The sequence below is a fragment of the Arthrobacter nitrophenolicus genome, from assembly GCF_045833485.1.
GTDB lineage: Bacteria > Actinomycetota > Actinomycetes > Actinomycetales > Micrococcaceae > Arthrobacter > Arthrobacter nitrophenolicus.
Map to the genome: position 1 here is coordinate 4,165,202 of NZ_CP174504.1, position 14,161 is coordinate 4,179,362.

Here is a 14,161-nt window from a genome sequence, read left to right on the forward strand (position 1 = left end):
GCCTGGTCAAGGCCCGGGTACCGGCTCCGGACACCGCTAGTTGAATTGCATCTAGTTCAGCAGCGCGTCAACAAAGCCTTCGGCTTCGAACGGGGCGAGGTCGTCCGCCCCTTCACCCAGCCCGATGAGCTTCACGGGGACGCCCAGGCTCTTCTGGATGGCGACGACGATGCCGCCCTTGGCCGTTCCGTCCAGCTTGGTCAGGACGATGCCGGTGATATTGACCACTTCCGAGAAGACCCGGGCCTGGTTCAGGCCGTTCTGGCCGGTGGTTGCATCCAGGACCAGCAGGACCTCGTCCACCTCGGCGAGCTTTTCGATGACGCGTTTGACCTTGCCGAGCTCGTCCATGAGGCCCACCTTGTTCTGAAGGCGGCCCGCGGTGTCGATCATGACCACATCGACTTCCTGGTTGATGCCCGCCTTGACGGCCTCATAGGCAACGGAGGCCGGATCGGCGCCGTCGATGTCCGACTTCACCGTGGGAACCCCCACCCGCTGGCCCCAGGTTGCCAGCTGTTCGGCGGCAGCGGCGCGGAAGGTGTCCGCGGCTCCCAGCAGGACGTCCTTATCCTCGGCGACCAGCACTCGGGCGAGCTTGCCCACCGTGGTGGTCTTGCCCACGCCGTTGACACCCACCACCATCATGACGGCCGGCTTGTCGGCGTGCCGTTGGACGTTGAGGCTGCGGTCCATCGTCGGGTCCACAAGCTTGATGAGTTCTTCCCGCAGCAGTGCCTTGACCTGCTCGGGTGTCCGGGTGCCCAGCACCTTGACCCGCTCGCGCAGGGCGTCCACCAGCTGCATGGTGGGTTCGGTCCCAAGGTCTGCCAGCAGCAGCGTTTCCTCGACTTCGTCCCAGACGTTCTCGTCGATCTTGTCGCTGGAGAGCAGGGCCAGCAGGCCCTTGCCCATGATGTTGTTGGAGCGGACAAGCCGCTCCCGCAGGCGGACCAGGCGCCCTGCGACGGGCAGCGGGGTTTCCACCGGGATGACTTCCAGCCCGGCCGCATCGTCCGGGACCGTGGTGGTGTCCAGGTCCGCGACGTCGACGCCGGCCGGCGCCTTCCGGTCCGCCGCCGGGACCGGGCGTTCATCGACGAGCGTGCTGCCGCCGGACTGCACTTCGGGGTCGTTTGCATCACGCGTGCCCGGGTACTGGGTGATGTTCTTCCGAGTCTTCAGCAGGACAGGAATCAGCCCGCCGATAACCGCCAGGGCAGCAACAATGGACAGAATAATGGGAAGGATGTCATTCACTCCCCTAGCTTCTCACAACGAAGCAGGCGCCTTTGGCGGCTCCGCGGCGCCCGCCCCGCCGCAACGGGGCCCGGACCGCGGCGCTACGCGTCGGCCCCCAGGCGCTGGCTGATCACCGTGGAGACGCCGTCGCCCCGCATCGTGACGCCGTACAGGGCGTCAGCGACTTCCATGGTGCGTTTCTGGTGGGTGATGACAATGAGCTGGCTTGACTCCCGCAGTTCCTCGAAGATGGTGATGAGCCTGCCCAGGTTGGTGTCGTCAAGGGCGGCCTCCACCTCGTCCATCACGTAGAAGGGTGAGGGACGGGCCTTGAAGATCGCCACCAGCAGGGCAACGGCGGTCAGGGACCGTTCGCCGCCGGAGAGCAGTGAGAGCCGCTTGATCTTCTTGCCTGCCGGGCGCGCCTCGACGTCGATGCCGGTGGTAAGCATGTCGGAAGGGTCGGTGAGGACCAGCCGTCCCTCGCCGCCGGGAAAGAGCCGTTCGAAGACCCTGACGAACTGCGCCTGGGTGTCCTCGAACGCCTCGGTGAAGACGCGCTGGACGCGAAGGTCCACTTCCTTGATGATGTCCAGCAGGTCCTTGCGGCTAGCCTTAAGGTCCTCAAGCTGGGTGCTGAGGAACTGGTGGCGTTCCTCCAGTGCCGCGAATTCCTCGAGTGCCAGCGGGTTTACCCTGCCCAGGCTGGCGAGGTCGCGTTCGGCTTTCCGGAGCCGCTTTTCCTGCTCTGACCGGTTGAAGGGTTTTCCTTCCAGGATTTCTTCCCCGCCGGCGTCCACGGGGGCCCGCAGGGCGGCCCATTTGTCCCCACTTTCCTCTGCCGGGACCGGCACCGGCACGTGCGGCCCGTAGTCGCTGACCAGGGCGTCCGGAGTGATGCCGAGTTCGTCCACCGACCGGGTTTCCAACGCCTCGATCTGCGCACGCTGCCTCGCGCGGGCCAGCTCGTCGCGATGCACGTTGTCTGTCAGCTCGGCGAGTTCCCGGGCCAGCGCATCATTGGTACTCCTGACGTCTTTCAGGCCCTGCTCGCGCAGCTCACGGTTCTCTTCGGCGCGGTCCCGTTCAGTTGCGGCGATCGCGACGGAAACATCCACGTGGCGGAGCGCGGCCTCGACCGCGGCCACGACTGCCGCGGCACGCCGGGCCTGGATGCGCCGGCGCCTGGCCCGTTCGGCTGCTTCCTCCCGGGCACGGCGCTCTGTGGCGGCCGCACGTTCCAGGGAAGCAACGCGGTTGCGGGTGGCGGCCAGCTGCTCTTCGGCGCTGCGCAGCGCCAGCCTCGCCTCCACCTCGGCGGCCCGGGCGGAGGACGCCGCCCTGGCGAGCGCGTCCCGGTGCCCAGTGGACGGTTCCTGCTCCACCGGTGCCTCCTGCGCCGCGGCAAGGCGGGCGGCGACGGCCGCGAGTGCTTCCTGTTCCGACGCCACGTTGGCTTCGGCTTTGGCGAGGGAGGCGGCAAGCCGGTCGCTCTCGCCGGCGGCGCTGCGGAGGACGGAGTTGAGGTGGCCCAGCCGTTCCGCGACGGCGGCAAGGCGGGCATCCGACTCGTGCAGCCGGTCGAGGGCGGCGTCCGCCCGTTCCTGCGCTTCGGCGCGGCGTGCTTCGGCGCCGGCCAGGGCGAACCTGTTCTGCTCGATGGCCGCAGTGACGACTGCAAGCTGCTGTGCGGCGTCGTCGACGGCGGCCTGGACCTCCAGCAGCGACGGCGCCTTGGCGGAGCCTCCCGTGGCAGAGACGGCGGTGAGGATGTCACCGGCACGGGTCACGGCGCTGATCCTGGGCCGGCTGGATGCCAGTGCAATTGCCGCTGCAATATCTTCGACGATGGCGGTCCCGAACAGCAGGTGCCTGGCCACGTCCGGGCCGGGGCCGCTGCCGCCAATCAGGTCGCCGGCCCACTGGGCTCCGGCCGGCAGGCTGTCCGCGTTCCTGCCCTGCCCGGCTTCGGCGGCGGACCGGAGCAGCAGCGTGGCGCGGCCGGCGTCGTCGTCCTTGAGCAGCTGCAGGACAGTGGCCGCCGTTTCGGCGTCCCGCACCAGCACAGCATCGGAGGCCTCCCCCAGCGCCGCGGCGATGGCGGTCTCGTATCCAGGTTCCACCGCCAGTTCCCCTGCGACGCTGCCTTCGATGCCTGCGACGCCGGACTGCAGGACGTGCCGTGCACCGTCCTTGCGGTCCAGGCCGAGCTTGAGTGCGTCCCTGCGCGCCGCCAGGGCATCACGCTTGCGGATGCCCTCGTTGACTTCGGACTTGAGGCGCGCAATGTCGTCAAGGACTGCCTCCAGCGCAGCACTGGCGTCCTCATAGTCGGCGTCGAGCGATTCCTCGCCCTCTTCAACTCCCGCCACCTGGTTTTCCAGCGCCGTGAACTCTTCCTGGGCGCGGGCACGGCGTTCCACCCCGGCCGCAAGCGATTCCCGCAACCTGCCGAGTTCAGCCTGTGCGGATTCCACCCGCGACCTGGCTGCCGCCACCTGCCCGGCCAGCCTTGCCAGGCCCTCCCGCCGGTCAGCAGCGGCGCGAAGCTGGACCGTGAGCCGCTGGTCTTCGGCGGTCGCGGCCTGCTCGGCCCCGGCTTTTGCCGACGTGGCCGCTTCCAGTGCACTCCGCCGGTCCAGAATCGTCCGCTCGAGTTCGGCCAGTTCCTCGCGCACCCGGGCAGCCTGCCGTTCCAGCTGTTCCGGGTCCCGGCCGGAGGCGGGCGCGGCGTCAGCCGAGCCGAGCAGGCGGCTGCGTTCGCGGGCAAGCGATCCGAGGGACCGGAGCCGCTCCCGGGCGGCGGACAACTGGTACCAGGTGTCCCGGGCTGCGTTGAGCCTGGGCGTGGCCTCTGCCGCCATCTGCTCCAGTGCTGCCTGCTGCCGCCGGCCGGTTTCCAACTCATGTTCAACGACGCCGCGCCGTGCCTTGAGGGCGGCTTCGTCCGCGACGTCCTGTTCCAGGGCGAGCTGCAACTGGACCAGGTCGTCGGCCAGAAGGCGGGCGCGTGCGTCGCGGACATCGAACTGGACCCGCTGCGCACGCCGGGCAACCTCGGCCTGCTTGCCGAGCGGCGTGAGCTGGCGCCGGAGTTCGCCGGTGAGGTCGGTGAGGCGCTGGAGGTTCGCCTGCATCGCCTCGAGCTTGCGGACGGTCCGTTCCTTGCGGCGCCGGTGCTTGAGGATGCCGGCGGCCTCCTCGATGAAACCGCGCCGGTCCTCCGGTGTGGCGTGCAGGACCCGGTCCAGCTGCCCCTGGCCCACGATCACATGCATTTCCCGGCCAAGTCCTGAATCGGACAGCAGCTCCTGGATGTCCAGCAGGCGGCACGATGCCCCGTTGATGGCGTACTCAGACCCGCCGGTCCTGAAGAGGGTGCGGGAGATGGTGACTTCGCTGTATTCGATGGGCAGGGCGCCGTCGGAATTGTCGATGGTGAGGGACACGTGCGCCCGGCCCAGCGGAGGCCGGCCCGAGGTGCCCGCGAAGATGACGTCCTCCATCTTGCCCCCGCGAAGGGTCTTGGCGCCCTGCTCCCCCATGACCCAGGCCAGCGCGTCCACCACGTTGGACTTGCCGGAACCGTTGGGGCCGACTACCGCGGTGACCCCCGGCTCGAAGTCGAAGGTGGTTGCCGACGCAAAGGACTTGAACCCCCGGACGGTGAGGCTTTTGAGGTGCAAGGCGTTTCGGATCTCCTCGGTGGCTGCAGCTGCTGCTTGGAACTCCCAAATTTACTGGGTTCGCGGCCAAAGTCCCGGATTCCCGCGGTTGTCCCCCGCAAGTGGTCCCGGTTGCAGGCGGTTACCAGCGTCCGTTGCGCGGCCGCGGCTGGCAGACCGGGCAGGTGTGGGATGAGCGGTTCATGAACTGCTCCCGGCGGATGGTGGCGTGGATTCCTGCTGCGGCGCACCGCTTGCAGGGCTCACCTTCGCGGCCGTAGGCATTCAGTGACCGGTCGAAGTAGCCGGAGGCACCGTTCACGTTGACGTAGAGGGAATCGAAGCTGGTTCCACCCGCGGCAAGGGCGTCAAGCATGACCTGGCGGGCGCTTTCCAGGACTCTTTCGGCCTCGGCCCTGCGCAGGGTGTCGGTGGGCCGGGCATAGTGCAGTTTGGCAGCCCACAGGGCTTCGTCGGCGTAGATGTTACCGATTCCTGAGACCAGTCCCTGGTCCAGCAATGCGCGCTTGAGTCCGGTTTTGCGCTTGCGGAGGCGGCGGAAGAAGAGGTCGAAGGAGAAGGCCGGGTCCAGCGGGTCCCGGGCGATGTGCGCAGCCTCTTCCGCAATCAGTGCGAGGGGGGACTCGGCAAGGCCGCCCGGACCGCCGTCGTCCGTGGGGACCATCGCCGTGACGAACAGTCCGCCGAAGATCCGCTGGTCCACGAACCGCAGCTGTTCCGGCATGCCGTCACTGCGGCTGAGCCGGAACCGCACCTTGAGGTGCTTTTCGTCGGGAACGTCCCGGTCCTGCATCAGGAGCTGGCCGCTCATTCCAAGATGCGCCATCAGCGCCACCGCCGGGACGTCGCCGCTTCCGTTCATTTGCCGGCCTTGCAGGCCGGCGCGGTCCAGCAGCGGCATCCACAGGAACTTGCCCCGGCGCACGACGTCCGCCACCACCGCACCCTCAAGATTGCCGATGAAATCTTCGGTTCCCAGGGCATGGCGCCGGATGGAACGCGGGTCCAGGACGTCGACGGCTTCGATGGTGCGGCCACGGACCCAGCTCACCAGGCCGCGGCGCACCACTTCCACCTCGGGCAGTTCGGGCATGCGCTACTTCGCTGCTACGGAACCAGCCGACGTGCCGGATGCGTCGGTGGATTTGGCTCCGGACAGGACACGCCAGGCGTCGGCGGCGGCTTCCTGCTCCGCTTCCTTCTTGGAGTGGCCGGAGCCCTTGCCGTAGGCCGTCCCGCCAATGTTCAGGACCGCCGTGAACGTCCGGGCATGGTCCGGGCCGGCGCCGTCCACCGCGTAGTGGATGGTGCCCAGCTGCCGGCTGGCCGCAAGCTCCTGGATGCTGGTCTTCCAGTCGGTACCGGCGCCCAGCACGGCAGCGTCCTTCAGCAGCGGACCAATCAGCCGCATGACCAGCTGGCGGGCGGTCTCGATGTCATTGGACACGTAGGTGGCACCGATCAGCGCCTCCATGGTGTCGGCCAGGATCGACGCCTTGTTCTTGCCTTCGGTGAGCTTTTCGCCCTGTCCAAGGTAGATGTACTCGCCGATGCCGAGGCTGCGCCCGATGTTGGCCAGGGCACGGGTACTGACCACTGCGGACCGCCGCTTTGCCAGGTCCCCTTCGGGAAGGTCCGGATTGTCCCGGTAGAGGGCATCCGTCACCGAGAACCCCAGGATGGAGTCACCCAGGAATTCGAGCCGTTCGTTGGTGGGAATGCCGCCGTTCTCGTAGGCGTAGGAACGGTGTGTCAGCGCAAGACGAAGCGTCCCGGCGTCAATAGTGACACCGAGACGCTTCAGAAGCTCTTCAGTTGAAGACATCTGGTCAGCCTGAGTGGCCGATTAGACGTCAGCGACCTTGCGGCCCTTGTACTCAAGGAACAGCGCAGTGCCAGCAGAGTCGGTAACGACCTTCGCCTGGTGCGGCAGGCTGTATGTAACCTGGCCGTTCTCAACGGTCTTCACCAGGTGGGGGGCGGTCGCCTTCCACTGCGAGCGGCGGGCGCGGGTATTCGAGCGAGACATTTTCCGCTTGGGAACAGCCACGGCTAACTCATTTCTCTCTAGACAAACACGTACAAATCAATTTTGCCGGTCAGGCTTAGCCATATCAGCTAGGGCAGCCCAGCGAGGATCAATGACCTCGTGGTGGTGCCCCGGCTCGTCTTCCAGGCGAGCTCCGCATTCGGAGCAAAGGCCCTGGCAGTCTTCCCGGCACACCGGCTGGAACGGCAGCATGGTAACAACCGCGTCCCGCAACACCGGTTCAAGATCGATTAGATCGTGCTCGACTCGACGTTGCTCTTCATCATCTTCTCCGTCCGAAAGCTCAGCGCCTTCGTAGAAGAAAAGTTCTTGCACATTGACCTCCAGGTCATACGCAAGGGGATCCAGGCATCGGCCGCATTCACCGGTTACTTCGGTGAGGGCGGTTCCTGATACCAGAATTCCTTCGTGTACGGCCTCAAGCCTCAGATCCAGCTCGACATCCGAGCCTTCCTGAACACCAATGAGCGGCACACCAAGATCACTTGGTGCGGGTACATGTTCCTTCAGCGTCCGCATGCTTCCCGGGCTTCGACCGAGATCCTTGACATCGAACACCAAGGGCGAACCAGCATCTCTTTTAATGAGAACTCCTGTTGAACATATGACCGACGTACTATTTTAGCCTGAAGAATCCCGGGGACTCAAACCGGGGTGCCGGCGGGCTCGAAGTACCGGACAAGCCTACCGCCTGGGCTGCTGATCCTGCGCAGGCTCGCCAGCAAGCATCCGCCGCTGCACAGACCTGGGCACATAGTCGGACACGCTGCCGCCCAGGCCGGCCACTTCCTTGATGAGGGTGGACGACAGGTGGACATAGTGGGCCTCTGCGGGCAGGAACACGGTCTCCACGCCGCTGAGCTGGCGGTTCATGGTTGCCATGGGCAGTTCGTAGTCGAAATCCGAAGAGGACCTGAGCCCCTTCACGATCGCGGACACACCGCGCTGGCGGCAGTACTCCGCAAGCAGGCCCTCCCCCACGGGCTCAACAACGATTCCCTTGAGCGAGGCCAGGGTTTCCCGGGCCATCTCCAGCCTCTCGTCCAGGGTGAACCTGTACTTCTTGGCGTAATTCGTGGAGATGGCCACAATGACTTCATCAAAAAGGCCGGCCGCCCGCGCAATAACCTCAAGATGGCCGTTGTGGATGGGGTCGAAGGATCCTGGGCAGACAGCTCGTCTCATGCTCCGAACCTACCCCATTAAAAGCCCGGGATAACATGACTTGATGCATCCTCGACCGGAACCTTCCCCAGCTCCTGCCCCCTGGCAGCGCACGGCGCTCGGCGCCAATCTCCTGGCGCCCGACGGCGGACTGGGCGTGACGATCTTCGAGGAAATGACCGGGCTGGCCGTCCGTACCGGAGCGATCAACCTGGGCCAGGGCTTCCCGGATGAGGACGGTCCGCTGGAAATCCGTGAGGCGGCCCGCGCCGCCATCAGCTCAGGGGCGAACCAGTACGCCCCGGGCAAGGGCCTCCCGCTGCTGCGGGAGGCGGTGGCGGCGCACCAGGAGCGCTTCTATGGCCTGGCCCCGGACCCCGAAACAGAGGTGGTCATCACCACCGGAGCCACCGAAGGCATCGCCGCGTCCCTCCTTGCCTTCGCCCGCCCCGGCGACGAAGTGCTCACCTTCGAGCCCTTTTACGATTCCTATGGGGCGGTGATCGGCCTCGCTGGTGCCACCCATGTGACGGCACCGCTTGCGGCGCCGGACTTCCTCCCGGACATGGCCGCCCTCGAAGCTGCCTTCAGCCAACGGACCCGGGTTGTGCTGCTCAACAATCCCCACAATCCCACCGGGGCCGTCTTCCCGCGCAGCGTCCTGCAACGGATCGTGGAGCTGGCCCGGAAGTACGACAGCATCATCATCACGGACGAGGTTTATGAGCACCTGACGTTCGGCGTCAGCCACACCCCGGTGGCCGGCCTTCCCGGGGCAGCAGAGCGGACCATCACCATCTCCTCGGCCGGAAAGACCTTTTCGCTCACCGGCTGGAAAGTGGGCTGGCTCTCCGGCCCGGCGGAACTGGTGGCGGCGGCGCGGACCGTGAAGCAGTTCCTCACGTACAGCTCCGGGACGCCCTTCCAGGCGGCGATTGCAGCCGGACTGGCCCTGCCGGATGACTTCTTCAAGGGCATCGCCGCTGACCTGGAGCGCAAGCGGGACATCCTCAGTGCCGGCCTGCGCGCCGCCGGCTTTGATGTCTTCTCCCCGCAGGGCACCTATTTCGTCAACGTGGACACGGCCCCCCTGGGCATCACGGACTCGGTGGACCTTGCCAGGCGCCTGCCTGCCCTGGTGGGCGTGGCGGCAATACCGGTCCCGGTGTTCTGCCACCCGGAAGGAGCGGAACGGACGCGCAGCCTGCTCCGGTTTGCGTTCTGCAAGAAGGCCGCCGTCCTTGAGGAAGCAGCCGGAAGGCTGGCCACCCTCAGCGAAAAGCTCTGATGTCCGCCGGGAATGCGGGCCATGCCACCAGGTTCCTGCGCAGCACGGGCCAGCACGCAGCTATTGATCCTGACAGCTTCACGGAGGGCAGCTATGTGTTGAGTATCGGCGGCGCCGAACAGTCCCACGTCAACCTGGGCCACCCGGAAGAGATTTTCTACGAGTACCTCCGCAGGATCGGGCACCTGGTAGACCTTGCAGCCCCGCCGGGAGAACCGATCCGGGCGCTGCACCTGGGCGCCGGAGCACTGACGCTGGCCCGTTACATCCAGGCCACCCGGCCGGGGTCACTGCAGTATGCAGTGGAACTGGAGCGTGAACTGCTCGATTTTGTCCTGCGCCAGCTTCCTCTCCCGGAGGGAACGGATCTCCACACCATTACCGGGGATGCCAGGGATGCACTGGATGAACTGGACCCGGAGCTCAGCTTCGACGTCATCATCCTCGATATTTTTTCGGGGCCTGAAGCACCAGCCCATCTTGCCTGCGCCGGCTTCTACCGGGAAGCGCGGGAGAAGCTGGGCCCGGAGGGCGTGCTGGTGGTCAACGTGGGCGACGAGCCGGGCCTGACGCTGGTGCGCAGCCAGGTGACCGCGATGCGGCAGGCGATGGCCGATGTGGCCGCCATCGCAGAAGCGGGCATGTTCGAGGGCCGGTACCCCGGCAACATCATACTGGCGGGCACACAGGTGCCATGGCCAAGGGAGTGGTCCGTGGAACTCACGGCCCGCGGCCCGCACCCCGCCAGGGTGCTCGCCGGAGTGGATCTCGATCCCCTGGCGGGCTGACGCCTATTGGCTTTGCCCCTCCGCCTCTGCCGCCTCCGGGATATCATCGCCGGCAATTGCGTCCGGCACATTCGGCTCGGCAAACCACAGCCTGGTTTCGCCGTATTTCTTTTCCGCGAACCGTGCCAGGCTTCCGGGCCATTCCGGCTCCGGCGAACGGGATGAGCGTTCCACCACGACGACCGCCGACGGAGCGAGATGCGGGGCCAGTTTCGCCAGCACAGCGGACACTGCCAGCTCCTCAAGGGGATATGGCGGGTCCAGGAAGACCAGGTCCCAGGTTGTGGCCGGTGCGGCACGCTCCAGGAACGGCTCAACCCTGGACCGGTGCACCGTTACCGCCTTGCGCCCCAGGACCCCGTTGAGGAGGTCCGCGTTCCGCTGGCAGACAGCGCTGGCCTTGGCATCGGATTCCACCAGCTCCACGGACTGTGCGCCGCGGCTGCCACTTTCGATTCCCAGCGAGCCGGAGCCGGCATAAAGATCCAGCACCCGGGCGCCGGAGATGACGTCGAAAGCGTCAAGGCGGGAAAACAGTGCCTCCTTGACGCGGTCGGTGGTGGGGCGGGTCAAGGAGCCCGGAACCGCTGACAGCGGGGTGCCGCCGGCGGCACCGGCTATGATCCGGCTCATTCTGGCCTCCTGGCAGCGCCGGCGTATCCGGCAGCTCCCCTGTTATCCGCGTTCAAGGAACGCCTCCTTTTCCGGGTTAAGGTACTTCTCGATGGCGTCCGCCAGTTCCTCGTGGCGGGACAGGAACGGGTCCGCGGCCACAATGTCCTGCGCGTCCTCCCTGGCCCGGGCAATGACATCCTCGTGCTCCAGGACCCGCAGCAGCTTCAAGGTGGAGCGCCCGCCGGACTGGGAGGCTCCCAGGATGTCGCCCTCGCGGCGGAGCTTCAGGTCCTCCTGCGACAGGACGAAGCCGTCGGTGGTCGCGGCCACTGCTTCCAGCCTCCGCCGGCTGGGATGGCCCGGTTCGAGTGCCGTGACCAGCAGGCAGGTGCCGGGCAGTCCTCCACGTCCCACGCGGCCGCGGAGCTGGTGCAGCTGGGAGATGCCGAACCGGTCGGCGTCTAGGATGACCATCAGTGTTGCGTTGTGGACGTCCACGCCCACCTCGATCACGGTGGTCGAGACCAGCAGTTTGACGGTGTTGTCCACGAACCCGGCCATCGTGGCCGACTTCAGCTCGGGGTCCTGGCGTCCGTGCAGCGGAGCCAGCGGCACGCCTGACAGGGAAGGTTCACCCTGCAGATGTTCGACGACGGCTGTCACCGACGCCAGTTCCCGCTGGCTTTCCTCGGCATCAAGGCCGGGCGGCTCCGCTTCGCCGGGGCTGAAGTCGCCGTCGTCGTCGGTGCCGATCTTGGGACAGACGACGTACACCTGGTGGCCGGCGTCGATCTCCTCGCGCGCGCGGGCCCAGATCCGGCCGGCCCACGCAGGGTTTTCCGCGAGGCCCACCAGGTGCGTGGTGATGGGCGCACGGCCCTTGGGCAGTTCGTCAAGAGTGGATGTTTCAAGGTCGCCGAAGACGGTCATGGCCACCGTGCGGGGAATCGGAGTAGCTGTCATGACCAGCAGGTGGGGCGGTTTCCGGGCTTTGGCGCGGAGGGCATCACGCTGCTCCACACCGAACCGATGCTGCTCGTCCACCACGATCAGGCCGAGGTCGTAGAAGGACACGTTGTCACTGAGCAAGGCGTGGGTGCCGATGACGATGCCGGCCGTTCCGGACGCGGCGTCCAGCATTGCCTGCCTGCGGGCCGCCGTCGGCATGGACCCCGTGAGCAGGGTGACCTGGACGGATGCGTCGTCCCCGGCGCCCAGGCCGCCCAGCAGCCCATCCCTGGAGAGCGGGCCGAGGGTGCGGCGGATGGAATCATAGTGCTGTGCGGCCAGCACTTCGGTGGGGGCCAGCAGGGCCGCCTGCCCTCCGGCGTCGACTACCTGCAGCATGGCACGCAGCGCCACCACCGTCTTGCCGGAGCCCACCTCGCCCTGGAGCAACCGGTTCATCGGGAAATCGCGCGCCAGCTCCCCGGCAAGGGTCTTGCCCACAGCGGCCTGGCCGTCGGTCAGCGTGAAGGGGAGGCTGCGGTCGAACGCGGCCCGCACCCCGTCCGGTCGTGGCCGCCGCGCGGTGGCCTCCTCTGAAGCCAACTGGGCCCTGCGCCGGGCGAGCGCCGACTGCAGGACCAGCGCTTCCTGGTACCGGAGCCGCTCGCGCGCCTGCTTCCAGTCCGCCGCCGTTTCTGGCGCATGGATCAGCCGGTACGCCTGGTGGAGGGGCAGGAAGCCTTCGCGTTCAGCAACGGCCGCTGGAACGGGGTCCGGCAGCGAGGCGAGGTCCGCCGTCTCCAGCAGGGCGGCGACCACCTTCTGGATTTTCCAGCTCGGGAGCTTTGCCGTTGCCGGATAGACGGGAATGGGCATGGCGGCCAGCTTGCCGGCATCCTGCCCGCCCGCGGAGAAGGGCTCCTCGTCCAGGACGTGGTAATCGGGGTTTGTCAGGCCAAGCGAACCTTTGAAGCTGGTGACCTTGCCGGAGAACAGCGCCCGCCTGCCGGGCAGCAATTCAGCCTTGGCCCGGTAACCGTTGAAGAAGCTGATCTTGAGCGTACCCGGGGCTTTCCCGCGGTAATCGGTGCCGCCCACGAGCCGCAGCCCGGCCTGGCCGTCGTCGTCCGAGATGACGACGTCGGTGATGGTTCCCTTCCGTGCGCGCATGGTCCGGGTACTGCTGGAGAGCACCCGGGCGATCAGGGTGACGTCCTCATCGAGCGGAATGTCGCTGATGGGCGTCAGTTCGCCGCGGGTGAGGTAGCGGCGGGGAAAGTAGTTCAGCAGCTCCTCGACCGTGGTGATGCCCAGGTGTTTTTCGATGACGGCGGCGGAACGTTTGCCGATGCGCCGTTCCAGGGCCAGGTCCAGCTCAGCGTTCATGCCCGGCGGTGTTGACTGCGCTGGCATCAGGTTCCCGCGGCAGCGCGAGTTCACTGATGCTGATCTGGGAGGGTTCGCCAAGGGACCGGATGATGGCGACGGCAGGCTCCGGATCCGGAACGTGGACGTGGACCCGCCACCGGTAGTTCCCGCCCGCGTCAGCGCCGCTGCCCACCTGGCTCATGATGACGGACTCGCCGATTTCGTCCAGGCGCTGCCGGAGGGTGGCGGCGTTCAGCGGGGACAGGTTGATGGTGCACATGACCTCCACGCCGTCGTCGTCCGGCATGTCGGCATGGATGTGCGGGTCCGCGACGTCGTAGCCGTGGAGTCCGTCAAGAAGTTCGCTCTGGAGCTCAACCCCCATGACCGCGGAGCGGAGGCAGTCAAGGATCAGCAGCATGCCGACGCCGCCGGCGTCCACAACGTGGGCGGTGGTCAGGGCATCGAGCTGGTCCTCCGTCTGGATGACAGCTGCCAGCGCCCCCTCAACGGCGGCATCCAGCGCCAGGCCCAGGGCATGGTTGCTGTCATCTCCGTTCTGCCCGGCATCCACTGCGGCTGCCGCGCGCGCTGCGGCTTCCATAACGGAGAGCATGGTGCCCGGTACGGGGTCGCTCAATGCGGACCAGGCACGGATCTGGGCCCGGTTCAGGGCCGCGGCAAGCAGGGTGGAGGTCAGCCGGGTATGGCCTTCAAGCGGCTCTGCGGCGGCGCAAAGGAAAACGGAGAACAACGTCCCGGAATTGCCCCTTGCCTCTTCGAGGGCAGCCTGCCCTGCGGTGGACAGGACTGCGCCAACGTCCACCTGTGCCGGCTGGTCCGTGCCCGCGGCGAGGGAGCGCGCTGCGGCCCGGACGGTCAGGTACAGGTTGGTGCCGGTGTCCCCGTCTGCAACGGGGAAGATATTGATGGCGTTCAGACGGTCGCTGTGGTTGCCCAGGGCAGTTTCGGCCTTGCCCAGCCATCTCTTCATCGCTTGCGCGTTGGCGGC

At 66.9% G+C, this 14,161-nt stretch carries 12 protein-coding genes; 2 read left to right on the forward strand and 10 right to left on the reverse strand.

The genetic code is table 11. The features are described 5' to 3' along the window. Window positions 1-51: 51 nt before the first annotated feature. From ftsY to coaD, 7 genes are all read right to left on the reverse strand, one after another. Window positions 52-1,260 carry a signal recognition particle-docking protein FtsY gene (gene ftsY / locus ACJJV6_RS19295; protein WP_407709585.1) on the reverse strand — a complete coding sequence of 403 codons (1,209 nt, stop codon included), beginning with the start codon at window positions 1,258-1,260 and terminating at the stop codon, window positions 52-54. Window positions 1,261-1,343: 83 nt separating this feature from the next. Then, window positions 1,344-4,928, reverse strand: a complete 3,585-nt coding sequence (smc, locus tag ACJJV6_RS19300; RefSeq protein WP_407709586.1) for a chromosome segregation protein SMC — start codon at window positions 4,926-4,928, stop codon at window positions 1,344-1,346. A 121-nt stretch (window positions 4,929-5,049) separates the two neighbouring features. After that, the gene (mutM, locus tag ACJJV6_RS19305; RefSeq protein WP_009356571.1) at window positions 5,050-6,021 is read right to left on the reverse strand and encodes a bifunctional DNA-formamidopyrimidine glycosylase/DNA-(apurinic or apyrimidinic site) lyase; all 972 of its coding nucleotides are present in this window, start codon (window positions 6,019-6,021) and stop codon (window positions 5,050-5,052) included. A gap of 3 nt (window positions 6,022-6,024) precedes the next feature. Next, complete coding sequence (rnc, locus tag ACJJV6_RS19310) at window positions 6,025-6,753, reverse strand: ribonuclease III (protein ID WP_354176770.1); 729 nt, start codon at window positions 6,751-6,753, stop codon at window positions 6,025-6,027. 21 nt (window positions 6,754-6,774) lie between these two features. Further along, entirely contained in the window at window positions 6,775-6,978 is a 204-nt protein-coding gene (gene rpmF, locus ACJJV6_RS19315; RefSeq protein WP_009356569.1) for a 50S ribosomal protein L32, read from the reverse strand. A gap of 36 nt (window positions 6,979-7,014) precedes the next feature. Continuing rightward, the gene (locus ACJJV6_RS19320) at window positions 7,015-7,539 is read right to left on the reverse strand and encodes a DUF177 domain-containing protein (RefSeq protein ID WP_009356568.1); all 525 of its coding nucleotides are present in this window, start codon (window positions 7,537-7,539) and stop codon (window positions 7,015-7,017) included. Between the two features lie 123 nt (window positions 7,540-7,662). Continuing rightward, complete coding sequence (gene coaD, locus ACJJV6_RS19325; RefSeq protein WP_035751802.1) at window positions 7,663-8,163, reverse strand: pantetheine-phosphate adenylyltransferase; 501 nt, start codon at window positions 8,161-8,163, stop codon at window positions 7,663-7,665. 43 nt (window positions 8,164-8,206) lie between these two features. On the opposite strand from coaD, the gene ACJJV6_RS19330 reads away from it, so the two are divergent. Both ACJJV6_RS19330 and ACJJV6_RS19335 read left to right on the forward strand, forming a co-directional pair. Continuing rightward, window positions 8,207-9,430 carry an aminotransferase class I/II-fold pyridoxal phosphate-dependent enzyme gene (locus ACJJV6_RS19330; protein WP_407709587.1) on the forward strand — a complete coding sequence of 408 codons (1,224 nt, stop codon included), beginning with the start codon at window positions 8,207-8,209 and terminating at the stop codon, window positions 9,428-9,430. Continuing rightward, on the forward strand, window positions 9,430-10,218 hold the full coding sequence (locus tag ACJJV6_RS19335; protein WP_009356565.1) for a spermidine synthase: 789 nt from the start codon (window positions 9,430-9,432) through the stop codon (window positions 10,216-10,218). The genes ACJJV6_RS19330 and ACJJV6_RS19335 overlap by 1 nt, the downstream gene beginning before the upstream one ends. 3 nt (window positions 10,219-10,221) lie before the next feature. Here ACJJV6_RS19335 and rsmD read toward each other — a convergent pair whose 3' ends face one another. Genes rsmD through ACJJV6_RS19350 form a run of 3 tightly spaced genes read right to left on the reverse strand, consistent with a single transcriptional unit; the run spans window position 10,222 to window position 14,143 of the window. Then, a complete protein-coding gene (gene rsmD, locus ACJJV6_RS19340) occupies window positions 10,222-10,851 on the reverse strand; it encodes a 16S rRNA (guanine(966)-N(2))-methyltransferase RsmD (RefSeq protein WP_354176767.1) in 630 nt (209 codons plus the stop codon). Between the two features lie 42 nt (window positions 10,852-10,893). After that, the gene (locus ACJJV6_RS19345; RefSeq protein ID WP_407709588.1) at window positions 10,894-13,167 is read right to left on the reverse strand and encodes an ATP-dependent DNA helicase RecG; all 2,274 of its coding nucleotides are present in this window, start codon (window positions 13,165-13,167) and stop codon (window positions 10,894-10,896) included. Continuing rightward, the gene (locus ACJJV6_RS19350) at window positions 13,157-14,143 is read right to left on the reverse strand and encodes a DAK2 domain-containing protein (protein WP_407709589.1); all 987 of its coding nucleotides are present in this window, start codon (window positions 14,141-14,143) and stop codon (window positions 13,157-13,159) included. The genes ACJJV6_RS19345 and ACJJV6_RS19350 overlap by 11 nt, the downstream gene beginning before the upstream one ends. Between the last annotated feature and the right edge of the window lie 18 nt (window positions 14,144-14,161).

What these genes read in the sequence shown, in the direction of transcription:
- mutM (WP_009356571.1), bottom strand. Translation starts at nt 6,021, where the DNA reads ATGCCCGAACTGCCCGAGGTGGAAGTGGTGCGCCGCGGCCTGGTGAGC.
- rnc (WP_354176770.1), bottom strand. Translation starts at nt 6,753, where the DNA reads ATGTCTTCAACTGAAGAGCTTCTGAAGCGTCTCGGTGTCACTATTGAC.
- coaD (WP_035751802.1), bottom strand. Translation starts at nt 8,163, where the DNA reads ATGAGACGAGCTGTCTGCCCAGGATCCTTCGACCCCATCCACAACGGC.
- ACJJV6_RS19330 (WP_407709587.1), top strand. Translation starts at nt 8,207, where the DNA reads ATGCATCCTCGACCGGAACCTTCCCCAGCTCCTGCCCCCTGGCAGCGC.
- ACJJV6_RS19335 (WP_009356565.1), top strand. Translation starts at nt 9,430, where the DNA reads ATGTCCGCCGGGAATGCGGGCCATGCCACCAGGTTCCTGCGCAGCACG.
- rsmD (WP_354176767.1), bottom strand. Translation starts at nt 10,851, where the DNA reads ATGAGCCGGATCATAGCCGGTGCCGCCGGCGGCACCCCGCTGTCAGCG.
- ACJJV6_RS19345 (WP_407709588.1), bottom strand. Translation starts at nt 13,167, where the DNA reads ATGAACGCTGAGCTGGACCTGGCCCTGGAACGGCGCATCGGCAAACGT.
- ACJJV6_RS19350 (WP_407709589.1), bottom strand. Translation starts at nt 14,143, where the DNA reads ATGAAGAGATGGCTGGGCAAGGCCGAAACTGCCCTGGGCAACCACAGC.